The following is a 21,266-nucleotide window of genomic DNA, read 5'->3' as shown; positions in this document are numbered from 1 at the left end:
AAGAGGGAGCCCATATGCCGGCCTGGGAGTACATCACCACTCCGCTGCTCATCCACAACACCGCCGCGATCCTCAACAACTGGGGCTCGGAGGGGTGGGAGCTCGTGCAGGTCGTCCAGGGGCCCGAAGGCGGGCTCGTGGCGTACCTGAAGCGCCCCAAGGGCGGCGAGTCGTCGCACGCTGCCCAGGCGGGTGCCGCGGCGGCCGCGCAGGCCGCGAAGCAGTTCGAGGGCGAGGGGCACGCCTGATGGCCGGATTCGAGGCCCGTCTCGCCGAGCTCGGCATCGAGCTCCCCGAGGTCGCAGCACCCGTCGCCGCCTACGTGCCGGCCGTCGTCACCGGCTCGTACGTCTACACCTCGGGCCAGTTGCCGTTCACGGCCGGCGCGCTCCCCGCGACCGGCAAGGTCGGCGACGGCCATGGACTCGTGCCAGCCGACGACGCCAAGGCGTACGCGCGCACGTGCGTGCTCAACGCGCTCGCCGCGGTGCGCGCCGAGATCGGCTCGCTCGACCGCGTGACCCGCATCGTGAAGCTCGTCGGCTTCGTCGCGAGCGACCCGGAGTTCACCGGGCAGCCCGGCGTCATCAACGGCGCCTCCGAGGCGCTCGGCGAGATCTTCGGCGACGCCGGCCGGCACGCCCGCTCCGCGGTCGGCGTCGCGGTGCTGCCGCTCGACTCGCCGGTCGAGCTCGAACTCGTCGTCGAGTTCGCCTGACGCACTGATCGAAGACGGATGCCTCGGCGGGAAGCTTCCCGCCGAGGCATCCGTCGTCTGCGCGAGGCGCCTACTTCACCTGCTCGCTGATGATCTGCATGATCGACGTGTCGGCGAGCGTCGTCGTGTCGCCGATCTGGCGGCCCTCGGCGAGGTCGCGCAGCAGGCGCCGCATGATCTTGCCCGAGCGCGTCTTCGGCAGCTCGTTCACGATGAACACCTGACGCGGGCGCGCGATGGCGCCGATCTGCGTGGCGACGTGCTTGCGAAGCTCCTCCGAGGCGGCGGCCGTGTCGGCCTGGGCGGCCTCGGCCTGGCTCTGCTTGAGGATGACGAACGCCACGACCGCCTGGCCCGTCGTCTCGTCGGTCGCGCCGACGACGGCCGCCTCGGCCGTCCACGGGTGGGCGACGAGCGACGACTCGATCTCGGCCGTCGAGAGCCGGTGGCCCGAGACGTTCATGACGTCGTCGACGCGGCCGAGCAGCCAGATGTCGCCGTCCTCATCGCGACGGGCGCCGTCGCCGGCGAAGTACTTGTCGCCGAACTTCTCCCAGTAGGTCTCCTTGAAGCGCTCGGGGTCGCCCCAGATGCCGCGCAGCATCGACGGCCACGGCTCGGTGATGACGAGGAGCCCGCCGTCCTCGCCCTCGACGGGGGTGCCGTCGTCGCTCAGGATGTCGATCGAGATGCCGGGAATGGGCACCTGCGCGGAGCCGGGCTTCAGGTCGGTGATGCCGGGCAGTGCCGAGATCATGATCGCGCCGGTCTCGGTCTGCCACCACGTGTCGACCACGGGGATCGAGCCGCCGCCGATGACGTGGCGGTACCAGATCCAGGCCTCGGGGTTGATCGGCTCGCCCACCGAGCCGAGCAGGCGGAGCGACCGCAGGTTGAACTGGTGCGGGATCTGCCGGCCGAGCTTCATGAAGGAGCGGATCGCGGTCGGCGCCGTGTACAGGATCGAGACCTTGTACTTCTCGACGATCTCCCACCAGCGGCCGGGGTGCGGCGTGTCGGGGGTGCCCTCGTAGAGCACCTGCGTCGCCGCATTGGCGAGCGGGCCGTACACGACGTACGAGTGGCCGGTGATCCAGCCCACGTCGGCGGTGCACCAGTAGACGTCGGTCTCGGGGTGGAGGTCGAAGACGTTCTTGTGCGTGAACGCCGCCTGGGTCAGGTAACCGCCGCTCGAGTGCACGACGCCCTTCGGCTTCCCGGTGGTGCCCGAGGTGTAGAGGATGAAGAGCGGGTGCTCGGCGCCGAACGCCTTCGGAGCGTGCTCGCCTGAGGCCCCGGCGACCGTGTCGTGCCACCACACGTCGCGGCCGGCCTCGACGCCGACCTCGTTGCCCGTGCGCTTCACGACGAGCACCTTCTCGACCGAGCCGGCGGACTTCGAGATCGCCTCGTCGACCGTGGGCTTCAGCGGGAAGACCCGGCCCTTGCGGTACCCGCCGTCGGCGGTGATGACGAGCTTGGCCTCGGCGTCGTCGATGCGGGAGGCGAGGCTGTCGGAGCTGAAGCCGCCGAACACGACCGAGTGGATCGCGCCGATGCGCGCGACCGCGAGCATCGAGACGACCGCCTCGGGGATCATCGGCAGGTAGATGGCGACCCGATCGCCCTCGCCGACGCCGAGCCCCTCGAGCACGTTCGCCGCGCGCTTGACCTCGTCGGTCAGCTCGGCGTAGGTGATGTCGCGGCTGTCACCGGGCTCGCCCTCGAAGTGGATGGCGACGCGGTCGCCGAGGCCGGCCTCGACATGCCGGTCGAGGCAGTTGACGGCGACGTTGAGCTCACCGTCGTCGAACCACTTCGCGAACGGCGGGTTCGACCAGTCGAGGGTGCGGGTGAACGGCTTCTCCCAGGTGAGCAGCTCACGGGCCTGGTCGGCCCAGAAGCCGACGCGGTCGGCCTTCGCTGCTTCGTAGAGTCCGTCGTCGGCGACGGCTTGGGCGGCGAACTCGGGGCTCGGACGGAAGCGCCTGATCTCCTCGAGTGCGTGATCGATCTGAACGGTCATGGTTCTCCGGTCGCTCCTTCGCGATCTGTTTCATCGGTTGGGTCGCCTGCCCCACCCAGCACACTACCCCGCGCCCGAGACCGTGTTGCGCGCGTGCAGAAACACATCGTGCGATTGCTCTTCCGCGCGGCTTTCGGAGGCGCTACTGTGCCTTTGCGCAGAGATTTCTGAGTGTCCGCACAAATGAGGACAAAAAATGCTTGCGCATTGTTTCTGAGGCCGTACACTGAGTACCGCCCGAACACTCGTTTCGAGGCCTGCAGCACCTGCGATTCCCCCCAATCCTTGTGCTGCCGAGGCGGCACCTGTTCCCCCCAATGGGTGCCGCCCCCTTCTTTTAACGGCACCGCCCCTGCTGAGCCAGCGTTCGGCGGAGCCCGGCGAGTCCTCCTCCACAGCGTCGTGGGGGAGGACTCTCTCCACATCCGGCCGACGGGATGCCTCGCGGCCGGCCCGGCTTCGTACGCTCGCCGCATGAGCCTCCCATTCGTCGCGACGCCGTCGTGGCGTGCACATGCCCCGACGGCAGGGGCCGTTCGCGTCGACGGCGGCGCGCGCCGAGATGCGCGCGGGTCGAGCGGCACGTACGACGGCGCCGGCGGGTTCGGTGCGGCCGTCGTCGGCGAGGCCTCCGGCGACCACCCGTCGCCCGGAGCCCTGCTCGGCGGGTCGATCGCCACGCCGGCCGAGCACCGGCCGTTCGTGCCGACACCGCCCGACGGTCCGCCGGGCGGGTCGACGGACGCCGATCCGATCGACCTGTCCGAGCTCGGCCCGCTCGAACCGTTCGCGGCCGACGGCCCCGTCACCGACCTGTTCCTCAACGGCGCCGCAGGCCTGTGGGTCGACCGCGGCGGGGGCGCCGATCGTGAACCCGCCTGGGCCGCCGACGAAGCGGAGGTGCGGGCGCTCGCCGTGCGCCTGATCGCGCGCGGCGGCCGGCACGTCGACGAGGCGACGCCGGCGGTCGACGTCCGGCTCGGCCGCGGCATCCGCGTGCACGTCGTGCTGCCCCCGGTCTCGACCGCGGGCACCCTCGTCTCGGTGCGCATCCCGCGGGCTGCCGGGCGGTCGCTCGACGACCTCGCGGCGGGCGGAATGCTCGACGAGGCGCAGCGCGCACGGCTCGCGACCGCGGTGGCCCGCCGAGAGAACCTGCTGATCACGGGGGCCGGCGGCACCGGCAAGACCACGTTGCTCGCGGCACTGCTGAGCGAGGCGCCCGAGCGCGAGCGCATCGTCGTCATCGAGGACGTCGCCGAACTGCAGCTCGCCCACCCGCATGCGGTCGCACTGGAGGCCCGCCAGCCGAACCTCGAGGGGACGGGACGCATCGGGCTCGACTCGCTGCTTCGCGAAGCGCTGCGGATGCGGCCCGACCGGCTCGTGGTCGGCGAGTGCCGTGGCGCCGAGCTGCGGGAGCTGCTCGCCGCGCTCAACACCGGCCACGACGGCGGCGCGGGCACGCTGCACGCCAACTCGCTCGTCGACGTGCCCGCCCGGCTCGAGGCGCTGGGGGCGACCGCGGGGCTCACGGCCGAGGCCGTCGCGCGCCAGACCGCGAGCGCCTTCGACCTCGTGCTGCACCTCGAGCGCATCGACGGCCGGCGCCGTCTCGCGCAAGTGGGGCGGTTCGTGGTCGACGGCGACCGGCTCGGAATCGAGGCGCAATGAGCACCCGGCTGCGACGTCGGCGACGTGCCGACCCGGGTGCGGAGGTCGATGCGATCGCCGGCGTCACCGAACGCCTCGCCGTGCTGCTCGCGGCCGGCGTTCCCGCCGCCAACGCCTGGCGCTACGTGTCGATCGGTCCACGGGCGGAGCCCGCCCCGGGTCGCGCCGGCCGAGAACGGCACGCTCACGTCGACGAGCCGGTCGAGCCGTCGCCCGATGAGTGCATTCTCGCGGCCGCCGCGGCGGCGGCTGCTGCGGGCGACGACGTCGTCGAGGCGATCGAGCGGGCACGAGCGGAGCAGCCGGGCGCCGCACCGACCTGGGCGGTGCTGGCGGCCGCATGGTCGGTGGCCGCCGAGGCGGGTGCCCCGCTCGCCGCGAGCCTCAGGTCGCTCGCCCTCGTGCTCCGCGACGAGGCGCAGTTGCGACGCGACGTCGGCACCGCCCTCGCCGGACCGGCGGCCAGTGCCCGGCTCGTCTCGGCGCTGCCGGTGGTCGCGCTCGGCTTCGGCTCATTGCTCGGGTTCGACACCGTGGGCGTACTGGTCGGCAACCCGCTCGGCCTCGCGTGCCTCGCACTCGGCGTCCTCTTCCTCTGGGCGGGGGCGCGGTGGAACCGCCGCCTCGCGCGATCGGCCTCGGTCTCGCGCGCCGATGCCGGTCTCGAGCTCGAACTGCTGGCGATCGCGATGTCGAGCGGTGCCTCGGTCGACCGATCGCGCGACCTCGCACGTCGCGCGATGCGACGTCACCTGTCGCTCGGTGGCGGCGACAACGCGGTCGATGGGGTCGTCGAGCTCGCGGCACGGGCCGGAGCGCCCGTCGCCGAACTGCTGCGTGCCGAGGCGTTCCGGGTGCGCCGCGCGGCCCGCACCGAGGGCGAGTCGAGAGCGGCGGCACTCGGGGTGCGCCTCATGCTGCCGCTCGGGCTCTGCGTGCTGCCCGCGTTCGTCCTGCTCGGGGTCGCGCCGCTCATGATCTCCGTCGTCACCGGCACCCTCGGCGGTGCGATGTGACGGCCCCTGCCTCGTGCCGCTCATCCGCCGGGCAACCGGCGCAATCGAAGGGAACACCGACATGCAGAACCGATCCACCGAGGCGATCGACGTCGTCGACGCGAGCGCCGACGGTTCGACGACCGCCGGATCCGACGCCCGGCACCGGGCGTCGGTCCGGCGATTCGTCCGCCGCATCGCGGGCGAGCGCGGTGCGGCGACCGCCGAGTACGCCGTCGCCACGATGGCCGCCGTCGGCTTCGCCGGGCTCCTCGTCGTCATCCTGCGCGGTGACGAGGTGCGCGGCATCCTCACCGATCTCGTGCGGAATGCGCTCACGGTCGGCTGATCGCGAGCGCGGCAGCGTGACGGCGGAGTTCGCCGTCGCGCTGCCGGCGATCGCGCTGGTGCTCGCGGCATGCCTCGGAGCGGTGCAGCTCGCGGCGCAGCAGGTGCGGCTCACCGACGCCGCCGCCGATGCGGCGCGCGCGCTCGGTCGTGGCGAAGACGCAGGGCGGGCGCGCACGATCGCCTCGCATGTCGCGGGCGACGTGGCGATCGAGGTGTCGCACGACGGCGACATCGTCTGCGCCCTGCTCAGCAGCTCGGGCGCGGGACTGCTCGCCGCCGTGCGGCTCGAAGCCCGCTCGTGCGCGCTGGGCGGTGGACTGTGAGGTGCGACGGAGATCGCGTCCGCGAAACCGACACCGGCACCGACACCGGCGACGACGTCGCCGACCGCTCACGCGATGACCGGGGTGCGGCGACGGTCGTTGCGGTCGGGCTCGTCGGCGCGATCGTGCTCGTGGCGTCGCTCGTCGTGCCCCTCCTCGGTGCGTTCATCACATCGCAGCGCGCAGCGAACGCCGCAGATGCCGCGGCGCTGGCCGCAGCCGACGCATCGGCCGGGATCGTCGCAGGCGTGCCCTGCGAACTCGCGGCCGAACTCGCCGCCCGCAACGGTGCGAGCCTCACCGCCTGCGCACTCGACGGGCCGGTGGCGGAGGTCTCGGTGAACGCGAGCGTCCTCGGCCTCGTCATCTCGGCGAGGGCGCGGGCCGGCCCGCCGGGGTGGGTGGGCTGACTCCGGGGCTCAGTCGAAGACGGTCTCGATGAACCGGTAGTCGACCGCCGAGGGGCGATCGTCGCCCGGGGTCTCGAACTCGAGCCCGGCCGCGCGCGAGTAGATGTAGCGCTTGCCGGCGTCGGCGTTGAGCTCGAGCCGCGGCTTGGGGTCGCCCGTGTCGAGGAAGCCCGTCGCGACGGTCTTGCCCTCGAGCGGTCCGTCGATCAGCTTGGCCGTGTACGAGCCGTGAGATGACGTGTCCATGCGGCCATTCTCCTCCGCCGGGTGCGAACCGCAAGAGGGCGCGGCGAGTGGGCGCGAGAGGTTTCGACGCGGTGGAGTGGGCGTACTCCCGGTGGGAATGTGTATCGTGTGGCTGTCGGCGGAGCGTACCGCCGATCACGGCACACCGCTCGGGGGCGCGGCATTCGAAGTGCGTTCTCGTCTCAAGTGGAACAAAGAGGAGTCTGGTGTCAGGCGCGAAGAAACTGGTCATCGTTGAGTCGCCGACCAAGATGAAGTCCATCGCCCAATACCTGGGCGAGGGATACGAGGTGCTGTCGTCGGTCGGCCACATCCGTGACCTGATCGAGCCGAAGAACCTGCCCGCCGAGCTCAAGAAGGGCCCGCTCGGCAAGTTCTCGGTCGACGTCGACAACGGCTTCGAGCCGTACTACGTCGTCTCCGACTCCAAGAAGAAGACGGTCGCCGAACTCAAGCGCGCGCTCAAGGGCGCCGACGAACTCCTGCTCGCCACCGATGAGGACCGCGAGGGCGAGGCCATCGCGTGGCACCTGCTCCAGGAGCTCAAGCCCAAGGTGCCGGTGCGCCGAATGGTCTTCCACGAGATCACGAAGGACGCGATCCAGAAGGCGAAGGACAACACCCGAGAGCTCGACACCGCGCTCGTCGATGCGCAGGAGACCCGGCGCATCCTCGACCGCCTGTACGGCTACGAGGTGTCGCCCGTGCTCTGGCGCAAGGTCGGTCCCGGCCTCTCGGCCGGCCGCGTGCAGTCGGCCGCGACCCGCCTCGTCGTCGACCGCGAGCGCGAACGGCTCGCCTTCGTCGCCGCGGGCTACTGGGACCTCGTCGGCACCTTCGCCACGGATGCCCCCGGCAGCGCGTTCGAGGCGAAGCTCGTCCGTGTCGGCGGCGAGCGCATCGCCACCGGTCGCGACTTCGACGACGCCGGAAGGCTCACGTCCAAGGCCGTCGTCATCGACGAGCCGACCGCTCAGGCGCTCGCCTCCGCCCTTCGCGACGACGCCGTCGCCCGTCGCGTCTCGAAGCTCGAGACGAAGCCGTACTCGCGCCGGCCCGCCGCTCCCTTCACGACCTCGACCCTCCAGCAGGAGGCCGCGCGAAAGCTCCGGCTCTCGGCGAAGGACACGATGCGGGTGGCGCAGTCGCTGTACGAGAACGGCTACATCACCTATATGCGCACCGACTCGAACTCGCTCTCGCAGCAGGCGATCTCGGCCGCGCGGACGCAGGCGACCGCGCTCTACGGCGCCGACTCGGTGCCCGACAAGCCGCGTGTCTACGCCGGCAAGTCGAAGAACGCGCAGGAGGCCCACGAGGCGATCCGCCCCTCGGGCGAGGTGTTCCGCACGCCGGCGTCGCTCCAGGGCGCGCTGCGCGGGCGGGAGTTCGACCTCTACGACCTCATCTGGAAGCGCACGGTCGCCTCCCAGATGGCCGACGCCAAGGGACAGACGGCGACCGTCACGATCGAGGTCGGGCCGACGGCCGCCTCGGCGACGTCGCCGGCAGCGACCACGACGAAGATCGGCGGCACCATCGCCGAGTTCACCGCGAGCGGCACCGTCATCACCTTCCGCGGCTTCCTCGCCGCCTACGAAGAGGGTCGCGACGAAGAGCGCAATCGCGACGACGCCTCAGGCGATGCCAAGCTGCCGCAGCTCGCCGAGGGCCAGGAACTGTCGCTCGACGAGCTCGAGGCCAAGGGGCACGAGACGAGCCCGCCGCCGCGCTACACCGAGGCGAGCCTCGTCAAGCGCCTCGAGGAGCTCGGCATCGGCCGCCCCTCGACGTTCGCCTCGATCATCTCGACCATCCTCGATCGCGGGTACGTCACGCAGCGCGGTCAGGCGCTGGTGCCGAGCTGGATCGCGTTCTCGGTCGTGCGACTGCTCGAGGAGCACTTCGGCGACCTGGTCGAGTACGACTTCACCGCCGAGATGGAGGACGACCTCGACCACATCGCCGCGGGCGAAGCCGATCGCGTCGACTGGCTGTCGAGCTTCTACTTCGGATCCGACAAGCACCGCGGACTGCGACAGGTCGTCGACAACCTCGGCGACATCGACGCCCGCGAGATCAACTCCGTCGTGATCGCGCCCGACATCACGCTGCGCATCGGCAAGTACGGCCCGTACCTCGAGGCGGTCGACGCCGATGCGGCCGCCGACGCCACGCCCCGCCGTGTGAACCTGCCCGAGGGGCTCGCCCCCGACGAACTGACCGAGGCGAAGGCGCGCGAACTCATCGAGGCGCCCGTGCAGAGCGACCGCGTGCTCGGTGCGAACCCAGACAACGGCAAGCAGGTCGTCGTGAAGGACGGCCGCTTCGGGCCGTACGTCACCGAGCTCGAGCCCGAGCCGGTCGCCGAGGCGGCCGAGGCGACCGTCGATCCCGCGACGGGCGAGGTCGTCGAAGCGCCGAAGGCCAAGCGCGCCCCGAAGAAGGCGGCGGCTCCCAAGCCGCGGACGGCGTCACTGTTCAAGAGCATGCACATCGAGGAGATCGACCTCGAGACCGCGTTGAAGCTGCTCGACCTGCCCCGCGTGGTCGGCCTCGATCCCGAGTCGGGCGTCGAGATCACCGCGCAGAACGGCCGGTACGGCCCTTACCTCAAGAAGGACGCCGACACCCGCACGCTGCCGAGCGAGGACGCGATCTTCGACATCGACCTCGCCGGTGCGCTCGAACTCTTCGCACAGCCGAAGTACGGCGCCCGACGCGCCTCCAGCGCCCTCAAGGAGTTCGACAACGACCCCGTGAGCGGGAAGCCGATCAAGGTGAAGGACGGTCGGTTCGGCCCGTACGTGACCGACGGCACGACGAACGCGACGATCCCGCGCGCCGAGTCGGTCGAGGACATCACCTTCGAACGTGCGGTCGAGCTGCTGCAGATCAAGCGCGACAAGGGCCCGGCGGCACCGCGCAAGAAGGCACCCGCGAAGAAGCCCGCGGCGAAGAAGACGGCGTCCAAGAAGTGAGCGCGCCCGGCCTGTTCATCACCCTCGAGGGGGGCGACGGCTCGGGCAAGACGACGCAGGCCGAGCTGCTGCGCGAGTGGCTCGCGCACGACGGGCGCACCGTCGTGCGCACGCGAGAGCCCGGTGGCACCGCGGTCGGCGTCGAGGTCCGCGAGATCGTGCTGCACCACCGCGGCGACATCGCGCCTCGGGCCGAGGCGCTGCTCTACGCCGCCGACCGCGCCCATCACATCGCCACCGTCGTGCGGCCCGCGCTCGAGCGCGGCGAGGTCGTCATCCAGGATCGGTACATCGACTCGTCCGTCGCCTACCAGGGCGCGGGCCGGGTGCTCGACCCCGAAGCCGTTCGGGGCATCTCGGAATGGGCGACCGAGGGGCTCATGCCCGACCTCACGATCCTGCTCGACCTCGACGCGACGGCCGCGCGCGGTCGCCTCGACGAGGCGCGCACGCGGTACGACCGGCTCGAAGCCGAGGCATCCGAGTTCCACGATCGGGTGCGCGCCGCCTACCTCGCGCTCGCCGAGGCCGACCCCGCGCGCTTCCTCGTCGTCGACGCGTCGAAGCCGGTCGACGTGATCGCGGAGGCCGTCCGCGAACGGGTCGCCGCGCTGCTGAGTGCCCGCTGAGTCCGCCGTCGGCGGCGGAAGGTAGCGTGGATCCCGTGAGCGTGTGGAGCGAGCTGACCGGCCAGGACGCGGCGATCGCCGTGTTCCGAGCGGCCGCGGAGGCCGCCGGCGCCCGACGCGAGGCATCCGCCCCGACGCGCGGCGTCGACGACGATGCGGCGACGGCCCCGACGGCAGGCGCGTCGCAGCAGATGACCCACTCGTGGCTCATCACGGGCCCCCCGGGCTCCGGCCGGTCGAACCTCGCCTACGCCTTCGCGACGGCGCTCATCTCGGGTGCGCCCGACGGCGACGAGGCGACGCGGATCCAGGTTGACGCGCGAAGCCATCCCGACCTGCACGTGCTCGCGACCGAGGGCGTCATCATCAAGCGCGACGACGTGCGCGACATCGTCAAGCGTTCGCACTACGCGCCGTCGATCGGGCGGCACCGCGTCATCATCGTCGAAGACGCCGACCGCATGACCGAGCACACGTCGAACTTCCTGCTGAAAGAGCTCGAGGAGCCGCCGGAGCGCACGGTATGGATCCTGTGCGCGCCGAGCGAGGCCGACCTCATCCCGACGATCCGGTCGCGCGTGCGCTCCGTGCGGCTGCAGGTGCCCAGCGTCACCGACGTCGCGGCCCTGCTCGTGCGTCGCGACGGCGTCGACGCCGAGCTCGCCGAGCGCGCTGCTCGCGAGGCGCAGAGCCACATCGGCATGGCGCACCGCCTCGCGACCGACCACGATGCGCGCGCCCGGCGCTCCGAGACCCTCGAGCTCGCGCTCGACGTGCGGTCGACGGCCGGCGCGGTGATGACCGCCGCGCGGTTCCTCGAGATCGCAGGCGACGACGCGAAGGCGATCACCGAGCTGCGCGACGCCGAAGAGCGCGAGCACGCGCTGCACTCGCTCGGCATCGCGCCGGGGCAGGCCGTGCCGCCCGCGCTCCGTCCGCAGTTGAAGGCCCTCGAAGACGATCAGAAGCGTCGGGCGACCCGCAGCCTGCGCGACGGCATCGACCGCATCCTCGTCGATCTCTCCTCGCTCTACCGCGACATCCTGCTGATCCAGCTCGGCGCCGACGTCGAGCTCGTCAACCGCGAACTCCTGCCGAGGCTCGAGCACGCCGCCGAACAGGCGTCGCCCGCGGGCACGCTCGCCACGCTCGACGCGATCCAGACCGCGCGTACCCGCATCGAGGGCAACGTCCAGCCCGCGCTCGCGCTCGAGGCCATGCTGGTCTCGGCCGTGCGCCCCCCAGAGACCCGAAGGGCCGCATGACCGACACGACCATCAGCACGTCGGGCCGCGGCGCCCGGTTCCCGAACATGCGGATGCCTCGTGGCCGGCGTGGCGCGGCCATCGCCGCCGCCCTCGTCGCGGTGCTGGCGCTGACGGGGTGCATGCCCTCGCTCCTCGAGCGGCCGCAGCCCGTCTCGACGCCGACCGGAGAGCACGTCCCGGCCGAGCTCGAGCCGTTCTACACGCAGGTGCTCGAGTGGGAGCGCTGCGGCGACGGGCTCGGCTGCGCGACCGCGAAGGCGCCGCTCGACTGGAGCGACCCGTCGGCGGGCGAGATCGACCTCGCCCTCGTGCGGCGGGTCGCGAGCGGCGACCGGCTGGGCTCGCTGCTCGTGAACCCCGGCGGGCCGGGCGGCTCCGGTTACGACTTCGTGCACGACTCGCTCGACTACGCCGTCGGGCAGCCGCTCCAGGAGCGCTTCGACATCGTCGGGTTCGACCCGCGCGGAGTCGGGCGGTCGACCCCGGTGACGTGCTACGAGCCCGCCCAGATGGACGAGTACCTCTACGGCGTGCAGCCGGCCGAGCGGGGCAGCGACGAGTGGATCGCCGCGGTGGGCGACGCGAACGCCGACTTCGGCGAAGCCTGCGCCGAGAACACCGGCGACCTGCTCGCGAACGTCGACACGGTGAGCGCGGCGCGCGACCTCGACCTGCTGCGGGCGGTGCTCGGCGACGAGAAGCTCAACTACCTCGGGTACTCGTACGGCACGTTCCTCGGGGCGACCTATGCCGACCTGTACCCCGAGAAGGTCGGCCGGCTCGTGCTCGACGGGGCACTCGACCCGTCGTCGAGCGACTACGAGGTGTCGAAGGCGCAGGCGGTCGGGTTCGAGGGCGCGTTCGACGCCTACCTCGAGGACTGCCTCGTACGCGACGGCTGCCCGTTCGACGGCACCCTCGACGAGGCCCGCGATCAGGTCGGGCGCCTCGTCGCCTCGGTCGACGCCAGTCCGCTGCGGGGCAGCGACGGTCGCATGGTGGGCGCCGACACGCTCGTCACCGCGATCATCTACCCGCTCTACAGCCCCGACATGTGGGGGTACCTCGACGACCTGTTCGACGCGACGATGTTCGGCGACGGCGACCCTGCGCTCGCCTATGCCGATGCGTACAACGGGCGCAACCCCGACGGCACCTACCTCGACAACTCGACCGAGGCGTTCCGTTCGATCAACTGCCTCGACTACCCGTCGCAGTCCGATGTCGCGGTGATGCGCGAGCGGGCGGCCGAGATCGCCGACGCGGCGCCGACCTTCGGACCGTACATGGGCTTCGGCGACCTGTCCTGCGGAAACTGGCCGCACGAGGCGAAGCGAGAACCCGCCGAACTGCACGCCGAGGGCGCCGATCCCATCTTGGTCGTCGGCACGACCGGCGACCCGGCGACGCCGTACGAGTGGGCCGTGTCGCTCGCCGACCAGCTCGACTCCGGCGTGCTCGTCAGTTACGACGGCGAAGGGCACACGGCCTACAACAAGTCGAACGCCTGCGTCGACGACGTCGTCGAGTCGTACTTCATCGACGGCACCGTGCCCTCGAGCGATCCGAAGTGCTGAGCGGTTCGACGCGTCGGCGAACGCGCCGTCGCCCGGCCCGAGGTATACGCGTCGCCGAACGCCGAGTGTGGTCATTCGCACCCCGGAGCATCCGCTAGTATTGTCTCTCGTGCCACGCGGTGCGCTTCGCGCGACGCGGGTCACGCCGCCTTAGCTCAGTCGGCAGAGCGTCTCACTCGTAATGAGAAGGTCGTGGGTTCGATTCCCACAGGCGGCTCCATTCGAAGGCCCCGGTTCGCCGGGGCCTTCGGCGTTTCGCGGGGTGTGCGCGAGCGCGGACGCCGAGGTCGGCGCGCACGCCTCGCAGACGTCGGCGCCCACGTCGGGGATGGGGCGTCGCGCACGATGGGCCCGGTTTCACCGGGCCCATCGCGCTCTCCCGCGGGAGGCAGCGGGAGTGTGGTCAGCCGAGCGCCGGCTTCACGAGCGTCGCGTAGTTCGCGTACCCGGTCGAGTTCGGGTGGAACGCCGCTGTCGTGTTGAACCAGCTGAAGCTGTTGATCCATGGTGAGGAGCTGCCGATGCCGTGCCCCGCGAAGGCGGCCTCGACGTCGACGAAGCCCGCGCCGTTGGCGACCGCGGTCGCCTCCAGCACATCGTTCAGCAAGACGGTGTCGGCGTTGACGCGGGCGGCGTACGCGTAGCTCGACGGCTCGTTGAAGAGCTTCGGGTACCCGGCGAGCACGATCTTGCCGTCGGCGGCGAGCCGCGGCTTGATCTGGGCGATGACGCTCGCGACCCGGGCGGAGATGGTGCCGTCGGCGACCTTGCCCTCCGCCGCGGTGAGCTGCGACTGGCAGGTGCTGTTCGAGATGAGCACGAAGCAGTTCTGCATGATGCTCGAGAACCCGAGGTCGTTTCCGCCGACGGTCAGCGTCACGCGCTTCGTGCCGGCCGGGATCGCGGCGATCTGCCCGGCGGCCACCTCGATCGTCGAGGCGCCCGAGCACGCGGGGAACGCGGTGAGCTTGAGGTTGCGCTCCGCATCGAGGCGCCTCGGGTAGCTGTTGCTGCTGCGATAGCAGGTCGTGTCGAGGTAGCTGCCGCCGCCCTGGCCCGCGGCGAACGAGTCCCCGAGCGCCGCATACGTGAGCTCGGCCGTCGTGCCGCCGCCCCCGGGCTTGCCGCCGCCCTTCGCCGCGAACGCGGGCGACGCGCCCGCCAGCGCGAGCGCGGCGACGACGACCGCAGCTGCTGCGGCGGCGAAGTTCCGGCGGGCGTTCATGATGCCGACTCCAGGTACGCGCTGTGCAGGAGTTCCGCGTAGGCGTCGTAGCCCGCCGCGTTCGGATGGAGGAACGTGACCGGGTCGGCCGGGTCTGCACCGATCCAGGCCGCTGGGCCCGAAGCGGCCCCGTGCCCGGCGAACGCCTCGGCGACCGGCACGAACGAGACGGGCGCACCGCTCGCGGCGGCACCCGTCGCCGCTCCGCCGACGAATCCGTTGAGTGCGATCACGGCCTGGTCGATCGCGGTCGGGAAGCCCGGGACCGCGAGGTCGAAGGGGACCGGATAGCCGGTGACGAGGATCTGCGCACGTGGCGCGCGTTCGTGCGCCGCGGCGATGAGCGCCGCCATCCGGGGGCCGATGACGCCCGAGGCGAGCACCTGCTGCGCCGCGCCGTAGGCGGCCGCGCACGCGGGCGTCTGCGGGTCCGGCACGCACGCGGCGTAGACGGCTCCGATCTCGAGGTCGCCGGCGCCGGCGGTGATGGTGACGAGCGTCGTGCCCTGGTTGAGCTGGCCGAGCTGTTGCTCGACGACATCGGTGATCGAGGCGCCGCTGCAGCCGGCGTTGCGCAACAGGTTGATCCGGGGCTGGTCGTCGAGCAGGTTCGCGTAGCCCGCGCCGGTGCGCAGGCACGAATCGAGCGGGACGCCCGCGCCCTGCCCTGCGGCGATGGAATCGCCGAGGGCGACGTACTTCGCGATCGGGAGCGCCGGGGGTGCCGCCTGCGAGGGCGACGCGAATCCCATCGGGATCGCGAGGAGGGCGGAGGCGATCAGGGCGGCGAGGATGCCGCGTCGATTCGGCCGGGGGGAAGGCGCGTTCATGGACCAACGCTAGGCGCGAAGGTGAGCATTCCGCATCTCCCAGATCAGGGGGTGCGCAACGTGCCCGCATCCTCGCGCCCGCCGTTTCGCGATGTCGCTCGAACACCCGGTCGGCGGACGTGCCGTCGCGGCAATAGTGTTGAGCGCATGACCGAACCTCTGCGCTGGGGCATTCTCGCGACGGGCGGCATCGCCCGCATGTTCACGAACGATCTGCGCCGCCACGGCTTCGACGTGCGGGCCGTGGGCTCGCGCTCCGAGGCATCCGCCGCCCGATTCGCCGACGAGTTCGAGATCGAACGCGTGCACGACAGCTACGAGTCGCTCGTGAACGACTCCGAGGTCGACGTGGTGTACGTCGCGACCCCGCATCCCATGCACGCCGAGAACGCGGTGCGCGCGCTCGAGGCGGGCAAGCACGTGCTCGTCGAGAAGGCGTTCACGCTCAACGAGGGCGAGGCGCGTCGCATCGCCGACGCCGCCGAGGCGAACGGCCGAGTCGCGCTCGAGGCGATGTGGACGCGGTACCTGCCGCACATGGTGCGGATCCGCGAGCTCATCGAGGCGGGCGTGCTCGGCGAGGTCCGAGGCCTCATCGCCGACCACACGCAGCTGCTCTCCGAGGACCCGCTGCACCGGCTGAACGCGCTGGAACTGGGCGGCGGCGCGCTGCTCGACCTCGGCATCTATCCGATCTCCTTCGCGTGGGACCTGTTCGGCGAGCCCGCCGAGATCACGGCGACGGCGACGTTCAAGCCGACCGGCGCCGACGCACAGGTGTCGGCCGTCTTCGGGTACGAGGGCGGGCGCATGGCGTCGACGTTCTCGGCCTCGAACACGCAGGGACCGAACACCGCCGTCGTGCTCGGCTCGGAGGCCCGGGTCGACATCGACTCGGTCTGGTACTCGCCGACGACCTTCCGGGTGGTGCGCGCCGACGGCGAGGTCATCGAGGAGTACGTCTCGCAGGTCGACGGGCGCGGCATGCAGTATCAGGCCGCGGCGCTCGAACGCTGCGTCGCCGAGGGCCGCCTCGACGGCGGCGACATCCTGCCGACGCGCGAGAGCGTCGCGATCATGGGCACGCTCGACCGCATCCGCACCCAGATCGGGCTCGTGTACCCGGGGGAGTGAGCCGACCCCGCACGCGGCCCTCGGTGACGGAGCCGCGCCACGGTCGGGGATCTCCCTGAGTCGACCCCGAATCATCCGTGCGGAGGATGGCGCCCTGGCGCGGGGCCCCGCTAGGCTCCCGAGCAGGCCGCCCTGCCGGCGCACCGGGCCCCCGACCGGTCGACGCGATGCGAGGCCACGCACCGCCCACCGACCCGAAGGAGTTCCCGTGCCCGCTCGCCGACCCGTCGCCGGCCTCATCGCCGCCTCGGCAGCCGTCCTCATGCTCGCCGCCTGCACCGCAGGTCCCGCCGGAGGCGGAGGAGGCGAGCTCTCATACGAGGACAGCCCCCTCACGAAGTACCTCGAGGCGGTCAACGGCGAATGGACCGAGGAACGCGCGATCGCGGACGCGAAGAAGACCGAGGAGCTCAAGGCCGAGTGCATGGCCGAGGAGGGATTCGAGTACGTGCCCGTCGACCAGTCGCAGGGCATGTCGATCATGGGCGAAGACGAGATGGCCGAACGCGAGACCGAGGAGTGGGTCGCGTCCAATGGCTGGGGCATGGTCCAGACCCAGGAGGAGATGGAGCAGCAGCAGGAGGAGGCCGAGGAGTTCGTCGACCCGAACCAGCCGTACGTCGAGACGCTCTCGCCCAGCGAGCAGGAGGCCTACTGGGCGACGCTCTACGGCGTGCCGCCGAGCGAGGAGGAGATCGGCGAGGACGGCTCCTACGAGTACAAGTGGGAGGAAGCGGGCTGCGAGGGCGCCGCCCAGCATGAGATCAACGGCGACAACTACTGGGAGGACGAGCAGTTCGCCGACCTCAACGAGGCGATGGGCAAGCTGTGGGAGAGCACCGCGAAGCAGCCCGACATGATCGCGCTCGACGAGAAGTGGGCCGAGTGCATGGCCGACGCCGAGTATCCCGACTTCACGACGCGCAGCGACGCGCAGAACTCGATCATGGAGGCCCAGAACGCCCTCTACGAGGTCGGCGACGACGGCCAGACGTACGAGGAGCCGAGCGCCGAGACGCTCGCCGAGCTCAAGCAGCAGGAGATCGACGTCGCACTCGCCGACTTCCGCTGCGCGGAGAAGCTCGACTACCAGGACAAGCAGCTCGCCGCGCAGTTCGCACTCGAGGAGCAGTTCATCGAGGACCACGAGGCCGAGCTCGAGGAGCTCGTGGCCGCGTACGGCAAGGGCGAGGAGTGACCGACCGCGACGGGGTCGCCGGCGACGACTTCGACGCGATCATCGACCCCGAGACATCGCGCGCCGAACTCCTGACGGAGGCCGAAGACGGGCTCGAGATCGAACCCGCATCCGCCGAACCCGCACCGACCGAAGACCCGGCCGCCGACCCCGCCGTGCAGGGCTGGCGGCGGGTGCTGCGCGGCAACCGCGTGCTGTGGGTGCTCGCCGCCGTGGCGGTGGTCTCGCTCGCGGCCGGTGTGGGGCTGAGCTTCGTCATCGTGTCGCCGGGGCAAGCCGCCGCCGACGCCGCGGCGCCCGACGCCGGACCGATCACGGTGCCCGTCGAGTCGCGCACGCTCTCGAACGACGTGACGATCCGCGGTGACGCGGCGTTCGCCGACTCGGTCGAGGTGAAGCTCGAGACGGGTGAGCTCGGGGGACCCGCGGTCGTCACCGGGCGCGTGCCCGAAGTCGGTGCGACGCTCGGGCCGGCGTCGGTTGCGCTCGAGGTCACGGGCCGGCCGGTGATCGTGCTTCCGGGTGAACTGCCCGCATACCGGACGCTCAGGGCCGGGCTCTCGGGCCCCGACGTGATCCAGCTGAAGCAATCGCTGCGGGCGATCGGCCTCGACCCGGGCGACGTCGCCTCGAACGTGTTCGACTCCGCGACCGCCGACGCCGTCGCAGCGCTCTACGAACGGGTCGGCTACCCGCTGCCCGAGGCGCCCGAGGGCACCGACGATGCGGTGCGCGCCGCGCGCGACGGCGTGACCGCAGCCGAGGACCAGGTCTCCTCCGCGGAGCGCGCGCTCGCCGAGGCGGGCGGAGGCCCCAGTGCCGTCGAACGCGTGCAGCTCGACAACGCCGTTCGCTCGGCCGAGCGGGCGCTCGCCGCCGCGAAGGCGTCGGGTGATGCGAACGCCGTCGCGGAGGCCGAGGACGCGCTGAAGCTCGCTCGGGTCGAGCGCGACGCCGCGCTCGCGCCGCGCGACACCGCGGCCGAGCGCGCAGCGCTCGAGTCCGCCCGGGCGCAGCTCGGCGACGCGCAGGAACTCCTCGCCGAGGCCGAGACCGGCACGCTCGCCTTCCTGCCGGTGAGCGAGGTGCTCTACCTCGACGAGCTGCCCCGGCGGGTCGACGAGGTCATGGTCGAGCGCGGCTCGATCGTCGAGAGCGCGGCCATGCTCGTCTCGGGCGCGACCCTCGCGATCGAGGCATCGGCGGCCGAGAGCGACGCCAAGCTCCTGAAGGTCGGCGATGTCGCGACGCTCGCGGTTCCCGATGGATCCGAGCTGCAGGCGACGATCACCTCGGTCGCGCCGCGCGAGGCCGCGGGCGGCGACGCCGCCGAGTCGGGCCCGCGCTACGACGTCGTGCTCGCGCCCGTGAAGCCGACCGACGCGCAGGTGCAGGCCCTGCGCGGTCAGAACGTACGGGTCAACATCTCGATCGGCGCGACCGACGGCGAGGTCCTCGCGGTGCCGCTCGCGGCGCTCACGGCCGGCCCCGGCGGCGAGTCGCGGGTCGAGGTGCTCGTCGACGGTGACGGTGCCCCGAGCTCCGGCGCCGACGCCGAGACCCGTCTCGTCGAGGTCGAGACGGGCCTCGCTGCCGAGGGGTTCGTCGAGGTGGTGGGCGATCTCGAGGAGGGAGACCTCGTCGTGGTGGGCGAATGAGCGACCGCATGCGGACGAGCCCGGCGCCCGTCGTCGAGCTCGTCGACGTCACGCGCTCGTTTCCCGGTCCGCCCGAGGTTCAGGCGCTCAAGGCCGTGAACCTCACGATCGGGCGCGGCGACTACCTCTCCATCGTCGGCCCGAGCGGCTCGGGCAAGTCGACCCTGCTCAACGTGCTCGGCCTCCTGGACCGCCCGACCGTCGGCGAGTACCGGCTCGGCGGCGTGCTCACCGGCACGCTCGACGAGGAGGCGCGCGCGGGGCTCCGCGCCCGCACGATCGGGTTCGTGTTCCAGGCGTTCCACCTGCTGCCGCGTCGCACGGTGCTCGACAACGTGCTGCTGGCGACGCTCTACAGCGGGGTGCCGAGGGCCGATCGGATGCCTCGGGCGCGCGCCGCTCTCGAGCGGGTCGGCCTCGCGCATCGGGCCGACTTCCTGCCGACGACCCTCTCGGGCGGCGAGCGTCAGCGCGTGGCCGTGGCTCGCGCAGTCATGGCTGCGCCGGAGATGATCCTCGCCGACGAGCCGACGGGCAACCTCGACGAGCGCACCTCGGGCGAGGTCATGGACCTCTTCGAGGAACTCAACGCGGACGGGCTCACGCTCGTCGTCATCACGCACGACCAGCAGGTCGCGGGTCGGGCGGGGCGAAGCATCCGCATCGCCGACGGACGGGTGAGCGAGCTGTGAGACGACGATCGCTGCTGCGGCGGGGCGGCGATGCCGGCCGCACGAGAGCCGCAGCGCCCGCCGTCGCCGACGGCGCGCAGCCCGACGCGACCCCGCGGGCCGACCGATTCACCGCGCAGGACCTGCTCGTCGAGGTCAGCCACGGCATCGGCGGACACACGGGCCGGCTCGTGATGACGACGCTCGGAACGGTGCTCGGCATCGCGTCGCTCGTCGTGACGATCGGGTTCGCGCAGACCGCGGCGGGTCAGATCAGCCGGCAGTTCGACGCGGTCGCCGCAACGCAGGCGGTCGTCGAGCCGGGCACGACCGACTCGGCGAACGGCGAGGTCGCGACGACGATGCTGCCGTGGGACGCGCCGGATCGCGTCGAGCGGCTGAACGGGGTCGAACGGGCCGGGCTCATCGGCGAGGTGTCGATCGGCGAGGAGCGCATCACCGCGGTGCCGGTCAACGATCCGTCGGCGGCGGAGGCGCTGAGCCCAGCGCTCGTCGCCACCTCGCCCGGCCTGCTCGACGCGGTACGGGGCGACGTGACCGCGGGCAGGTACTTCGACGCCGGCCACGACGAACGAGGCGATCGCGTCGCCGTGCTCGGCTCGCGCGCGGCCGAGAAGCTCGGCATCAACCGGGTCGACCGGCAGCCGTCGATCTTCATCGGCGAGCGGGCCTACACGGTCATCGGCATCGTCGACGGCATGGAACGGCGCGTCGACCTGCTCGACTCGGTGATCGTGCCGCTCGGTGCTGCGCGCTCGGATTTCGGGCTGCCCAGCGCGAGCGAGCTGCAACTGCGCATCGCACCGGGCGCCGGATCGCTCGTCGCGAAGCAGGCGCCCGTCGCGCTCGACCCGAACGCACCCGAGAACTTCGACGTGCAGGCGCCGCGCAGCGGGTCGACGCTGCAGGAGAACGTGCAGGCCGACATCAACGTGGTGTTCCTGATCCTCGGCGTCATCGCACTGCTCGCGGGCGGGCTCGGCATCGCGAACGTGACGCTGCTCTCGGTGTCGGAGCGCACCGGCGAGATCGGCCTGCGGCGCGCCCTCGGCGCGACCCGGCGGCAGATCGCCCGGCAGTTCATGGTCGAGTCGATCGTGATCGGCCTTCTCGGTGGGCTCATCGGCGCCGCCGTCGGCGTGTTCGCCGTCGTCGCGGTCGCGCTCGTACAGCAGTGGACGCCGATCGTCGACCTGCCCATGGTGCTCGGCGCGGCGCTGCTCGGCGCGGTCGTCGGTCTCGCCGCCGGCGCCTACCCCGCCCGCAAGGCCTCGCGCATCGAGCCGATCGCGGCGCTCCGCGCCGGCGTCTGAGCCGCGACCGTCCCTCAG

General features: G+C 71.7%; 19 protein-coding genes, 1 tRNA gene and 1 pseudogene. 17 read left to right on the top strand and 4 right to left on the bottom strand.

What is annotated here, in order from left to right; genetic code table 11:
* Positions 1–14: 14 nt before the first annotated feature.
* The gene (locus tag ACFWGP_RS14580) at positions 15–248 is read left to right on the top strand and encodes a DUF4177 domain-containing protein (protein ID WP_231431709.1); all 234 of its coding nucleotides are present in this window, start codon (positions 15–17) and stop codon (positions 246–248) included.
* On the top strand, positions 248–718 hold the full coding sequence (locus tag ACFWGP_RS14575; protein WP_376931218.1) for a RidA family protein: 471 nt from the start codon (positions 248–250) through the stop codon (positions 716–718). The genes ACFWGP_RS14580 and ACFWGP_RS14575 overlap by 1 nt, the downstream gene beginning before the upstream one ends.
* Before the next feature lie 70 nt (positions 719–788).
* On the opposite strand, the gene acs is transcribed toward ACFWGP_RS14575, so the two are convergent.
* Positions 789–2,744, bottom strand: coding sequence for an acetate--CoA ligase (gene acs, locus ACFWGP_RS14570; RefSeq protein ID WP_275506516.1), 1,956 nt, complete (start codon positions 2,742–2,744; stop codon positions 789–791).
* Positions 2,745–3,218: 474 nt separating this feature from the next.
* On the opposite strand from acs, the gene ACFWGP_RS14565 reads away from it, so the two are divergent.
* From ACFWGP_RS14565 to ACFWGP_RS14545, 5 genes are all read left to right on the top strand, one after another.
* Positions 3,219–4,418 carry a TadA family conjugal transfer-associated ATPase gene (locus tag ACFWGP_RS14565; protein WP_376931217.1) on the top strand — a complete coding sequence of 400 codons (1,200 nt, stop codon included), beginning with the start codon at positions 3,219–3,221 and terminating at the stop codon, positions 4,416–4,418.
* Entirely contained in the window at positions 4,415–5,434 is a 1,020-nt protein-coding gene (locus ACFWGP_RS14560) for a type II secretion system F family protein (RefSeq protein WP_376931216.1), read from the top strand. The genes ACFWGP_RS14565 and ACFWGP_RS14560 overlap by 4 nt, the downstream gene beginning before the upstream one ends.
* Positions 5,435–5,519: 85 nt before the next feature.
* Positions 5,520–5,762, top strand: a complete 243-nt coding sequence (locus ACFWGP_RS14555) for a DUF4244 domain-containing protein (protein ID WP_374201169.1) — start codon at positions 5,520–5,522, stop codon at positions 5,760–5,762.
* A gap of 16 nt (positions 5,763–5,778) precedes the next feature.
* Complete coding sequence (locus tag ACFWGP_RS14550) at positions 5,779–6,087, top strand: TadE family type IV pilus minor pilin (protein WP_231431704.1); 309 nt, start codon at positions 5,779–5,781, stop codon at positions 6,085–6,087.
* Positions 6,084–6,497, top strand: a complete 414-nt coding sequence (locus ACFWGP_RS14545) for an Rv3654c family TadE-like protein (RefSeq protein WP_275506518.1) — start codon at positions 6,084–6,086, stop codon at positions 6,495–6,497. Before ACFWGP_RS14550 ends, ACFWGP_RS14545 begins: the two co-directional genes overlap by 4 nt.
* 9 nt (positions 6,498–6,506) lie before the next feature.
* Here the strand turns inward: ACFWGP_RS14545 and ACFWGP_RS14540 are convergent, their stop codons facing one another.
* Positions 6,507–6,743 (bottom strand): hypothetical protein, encoded by a 237-nt coding sequence (locus tag ACFWGP_RS14540; protein ID WP_231431702.1) that lies wholly within the window; start codon positions 6,741–6,743, stop codon positions 6,507–6,509.
* A gap of 206 nt (positions 6,744–6,949) precedes the next feature.
* On the opposite strand from ACFWGP_RS14540, the pseudogene topA reads away from it, so the two are divergent.
* The 5 genes and pseudogenes from topA to ACFWGP_RS14515 all read left to right on the top strand — a co-directional run.
* Positions 6,950–9,721 (top strand): annotated as a pseudogene (topA, locus tag ACFWGP_RS14535) (type I DNA topoisomerase); the annotation flags it as partial.
* Positions 9,721–10,353, top strand: a complete 633-nt coding sequence (gene tmk / locus ACFWGP_RS14530; RefSeq protein WP_231431700.1) for a dTMP kinase — start codon at positions 9,721–9,723, stop codon at positions 10,351–10,353. The pseudogene topA and the gene tmk, both read left to right, overlap by 1 nt.
* Before the next feature lie 35 nt (positions 10,354–10,388).
* Positions 10,389–11,618, top strand: a complete 1,230-nt coding sequence (locus ACFWGP_RS14525; protein WP_376931215.1) for a DNA polymerase III subunit delta' — start codon at positions 10,389–10,391, stop codon at positions 11,616–11,618.
* Positions 11,615–13,198 (top strand): alpha/beta hydrolase, encoded by a 1,584-nt coding sequence (locus tag ACFWGP_RS14520; RefSeq protein WP_376931214.1) that lies wholly within the window; start codon positions 11,615–11,617, stop codon positions 13,196–13,198. The genes ACFWGP_RS14525 and ACFWGP_RS14520 overlap by 4 nt, the downstream gene beginning before the upstream one ends.
* 144 nt (positions 13,199–13,342) lie before the next feature.
* Positions 13,343–13,418 (top strand) — tRNA-Thr (locus ACFWGP_RS14515).
* A 183-nt stretch (positions 13,419–13,601) separates the two neighbouring features.
* On the opposite strand, the gene ACFWGP_RS14510 is transcribed toward ACFWGP_RS14515, so the two are convergent.
* Together ACFWGP_RS14510 and ACFWGP_RS14505 are read right to left on the bottom strand one after the other, a co-directional pair.
* The gene (locus ACFWGP_RS14510; protein WP_376931213.1) at positions 13,602–14,423 is read right to left on the bottom strand and encodes an SGNH/GDSL hydrolase family protein; all 822 of its coding nucleotides are present in this window, start codon (positions 14,421–14,423) and stop codon (positions 13,602–13,604) included.
* Positions 14,420–15,253, bottom strand: a complete 834-nt coding sequence (locus ACFWGP_RS14505) for an SGNH/GDSL hydrolase family protein (RefSeq protein WP_231431697.1) — start codon at positions 15,251–15,253, stop codon at positions 14,420–14,422. The genes ACFWGP_RS14510 and ACFWGP_RS14505 overlap by 4 nt, the downstream gene beginning before the upstream one ends.
* A gap of 147 nt (positions 15,254–15,400) precedes the next feature.
* On the opposite strand from ACFWGP_RS14505, the gene ACFWGP_RS14500 reads away from it, so the two are divergent.
* The 5 genes from ACFWGP_RS14500 to ACFWGP_RS14480 all read left to right on the top strand — a co-directional run bounded on the left by ACFWGP_RS14500 (position 15,401) and on the right by ACFWGP_RS14480 (position 21,248).
* Entirely contained in the window at positions 15,401–16,387 is a 987-nt protein-coding gene (locus ACFWGP_RS14500; protein WP_376931212.1) for a Gfo/Idh/MocA family protein, read from the top strand.
* A gap of 208 nt (positions 16,388–16,595) precedes the next feature.
* On the top strand, positions 16,596–17,585 hold the full coding sequence (locus tag ACFWGP_RS14495; RefSeq protein WP_376931211.1) for a hypothetical protein: 990 nt from the start codon (positions 16,596–16,598) through the stop codon (positions 17,583–17,585).
* Entirely contained in the window at positions 17,582–19,243 is a 1,662-nt protein-coding gene (locus ACFWGP_RS14490; RefSeq protein ID WP_376931210.1) for a hypothetical protein, read from the top strand. The genes ACFWGP_RS14495 and ACFWGP_RS14490 overlap by 4 nt, the downstream gene beginning before the upstream one ends.
* Positions 19,244–19,251: 8 nt before the next feature.
* Positions 19,252–19,935 carry an ABC transporter ATP-binding protein gene (locus ACFWGP_RS14485; protein ID WP_231431693.1) on the top strand — a complete coding sequence of 228 codons (684 nt, stop codon included), beginning with the start codon at positions 19,252–19,254 and terminating at the stop codon, positions 19,933–19,935.
* Positions 19,932–21,248 carry an ABC transporter permease gene (locus ACFWGP_RS14480; RefSeq protein ID WP_374201138.1) on the top strand — a complete coding sequence of 439 codons (1,317 nt, stop codon included), beginning with the start codon at positions 19,932–19,934 and terminating at the stop codon, positions 21,246–21,248. Before ACFWGP_RS14485 ends, ACFWGP_RS14480 begins: the two co-directional genes overlap by 4 nt.
* Positions 21,249–21,266: the final 18 nt, after the last annotated feature.

This window comes from Agromyces sp. NPDC127015, assembly GCF_042725165.1.
Classification (GTDB): domain Bacteria; phylum Actinomycetota; class Actinomycetes; order Actinomycetales; family Microbacteriaceae; genus Agromyces; species Agromyces chromiiresistens.
Note: the sequence above shows the minus strand (reverse complement) of the source record. Positions and strands in the feature narration are given on the sequence as shown.

Excerpts from the sequence above, each read along its gene's own strand:
- ACFWGP_RS14580 (WP_231431709.1), top strand. The coding sequence starts at position 15 with ATGCCGGCCTGGGAGTACATCACCACTCCGCTGCTCATCCACAACACC.
- ACFWGP_RS14575 (WP_376931218.1), top strand. The coding sequence starts at position 248 with ATGGCCGGATTCGAGGCCCGTCTCGCCGAGCTCGGCATCGAGCTCCCC.
- acs (WP_275506516.1), bottom strand. The coding sequence starts at position 2,744 with ATGACCGTTCAGATCGATCACGCACTCGAGGAGATCAGGCGCTTCCGT.
- ACFWGP_RS14565 (WP_376931217.1), top strand. The coding sequence starts at position 3,219 with ATGAGCCTCCCATTCGTCGCGACGCCGTCGTGGCGTGCACATGCCCCG.
- ACFWGP_RS14560 (WP_376931216.1), top strand. The coding sequence starts at position 4,415 with ATGAGCACCCGGCTGCGACGTCGGCGACGTGCCGACCCGGGTGCGGAG.
- ACFWGP_RS14540 (WP_231431702.1), bottom strand. The coding sequence starts at position 6,743 with ATGGACACGTCATCTCACGGCTCGTACACGGCCAAGCTGATCGACGGA.
- ACFWGP_RS14520 (WP_376931214.1), top strand. The coding sequence starts at position 11,615 with ATGACCGACACGACCATCAGCACGTCGGGCCGCGGCGCCCGGTTCCCG.
- ACFWGP_RS14510 (WP_376931213.1), bottom strand. The coding sequence starts at position 14,423 with ATGAACGCCCGCCGGAACTTCGCCGCCGCAGCAGCTGCGGTCGTCGTC.
- ACFWGP_RS14505 (WP_231431697.1), bottom strand. The coding sequence starts at position 15,253 with ATGAACGCGCCTTCCCCCCGGCCGAATCGACGCGGCATCCTCGCCGCC.
- ACFWGP_RS14500 (WP_376931212.1), top strand. The coding sequence starts at position 15,401 with ATGACCGAACCTCTGCGCTGGGGCATTCTCGCGACGGGCGGCATCGCC.
- ACFWGP_RS14485 (WP_231431693.1), top strand. The coding sequence starts at position 19,252 with ATGCGGACGAGCCCGGCGCCCGTCGTCGAGCTCGTCGACGTCACGCGC.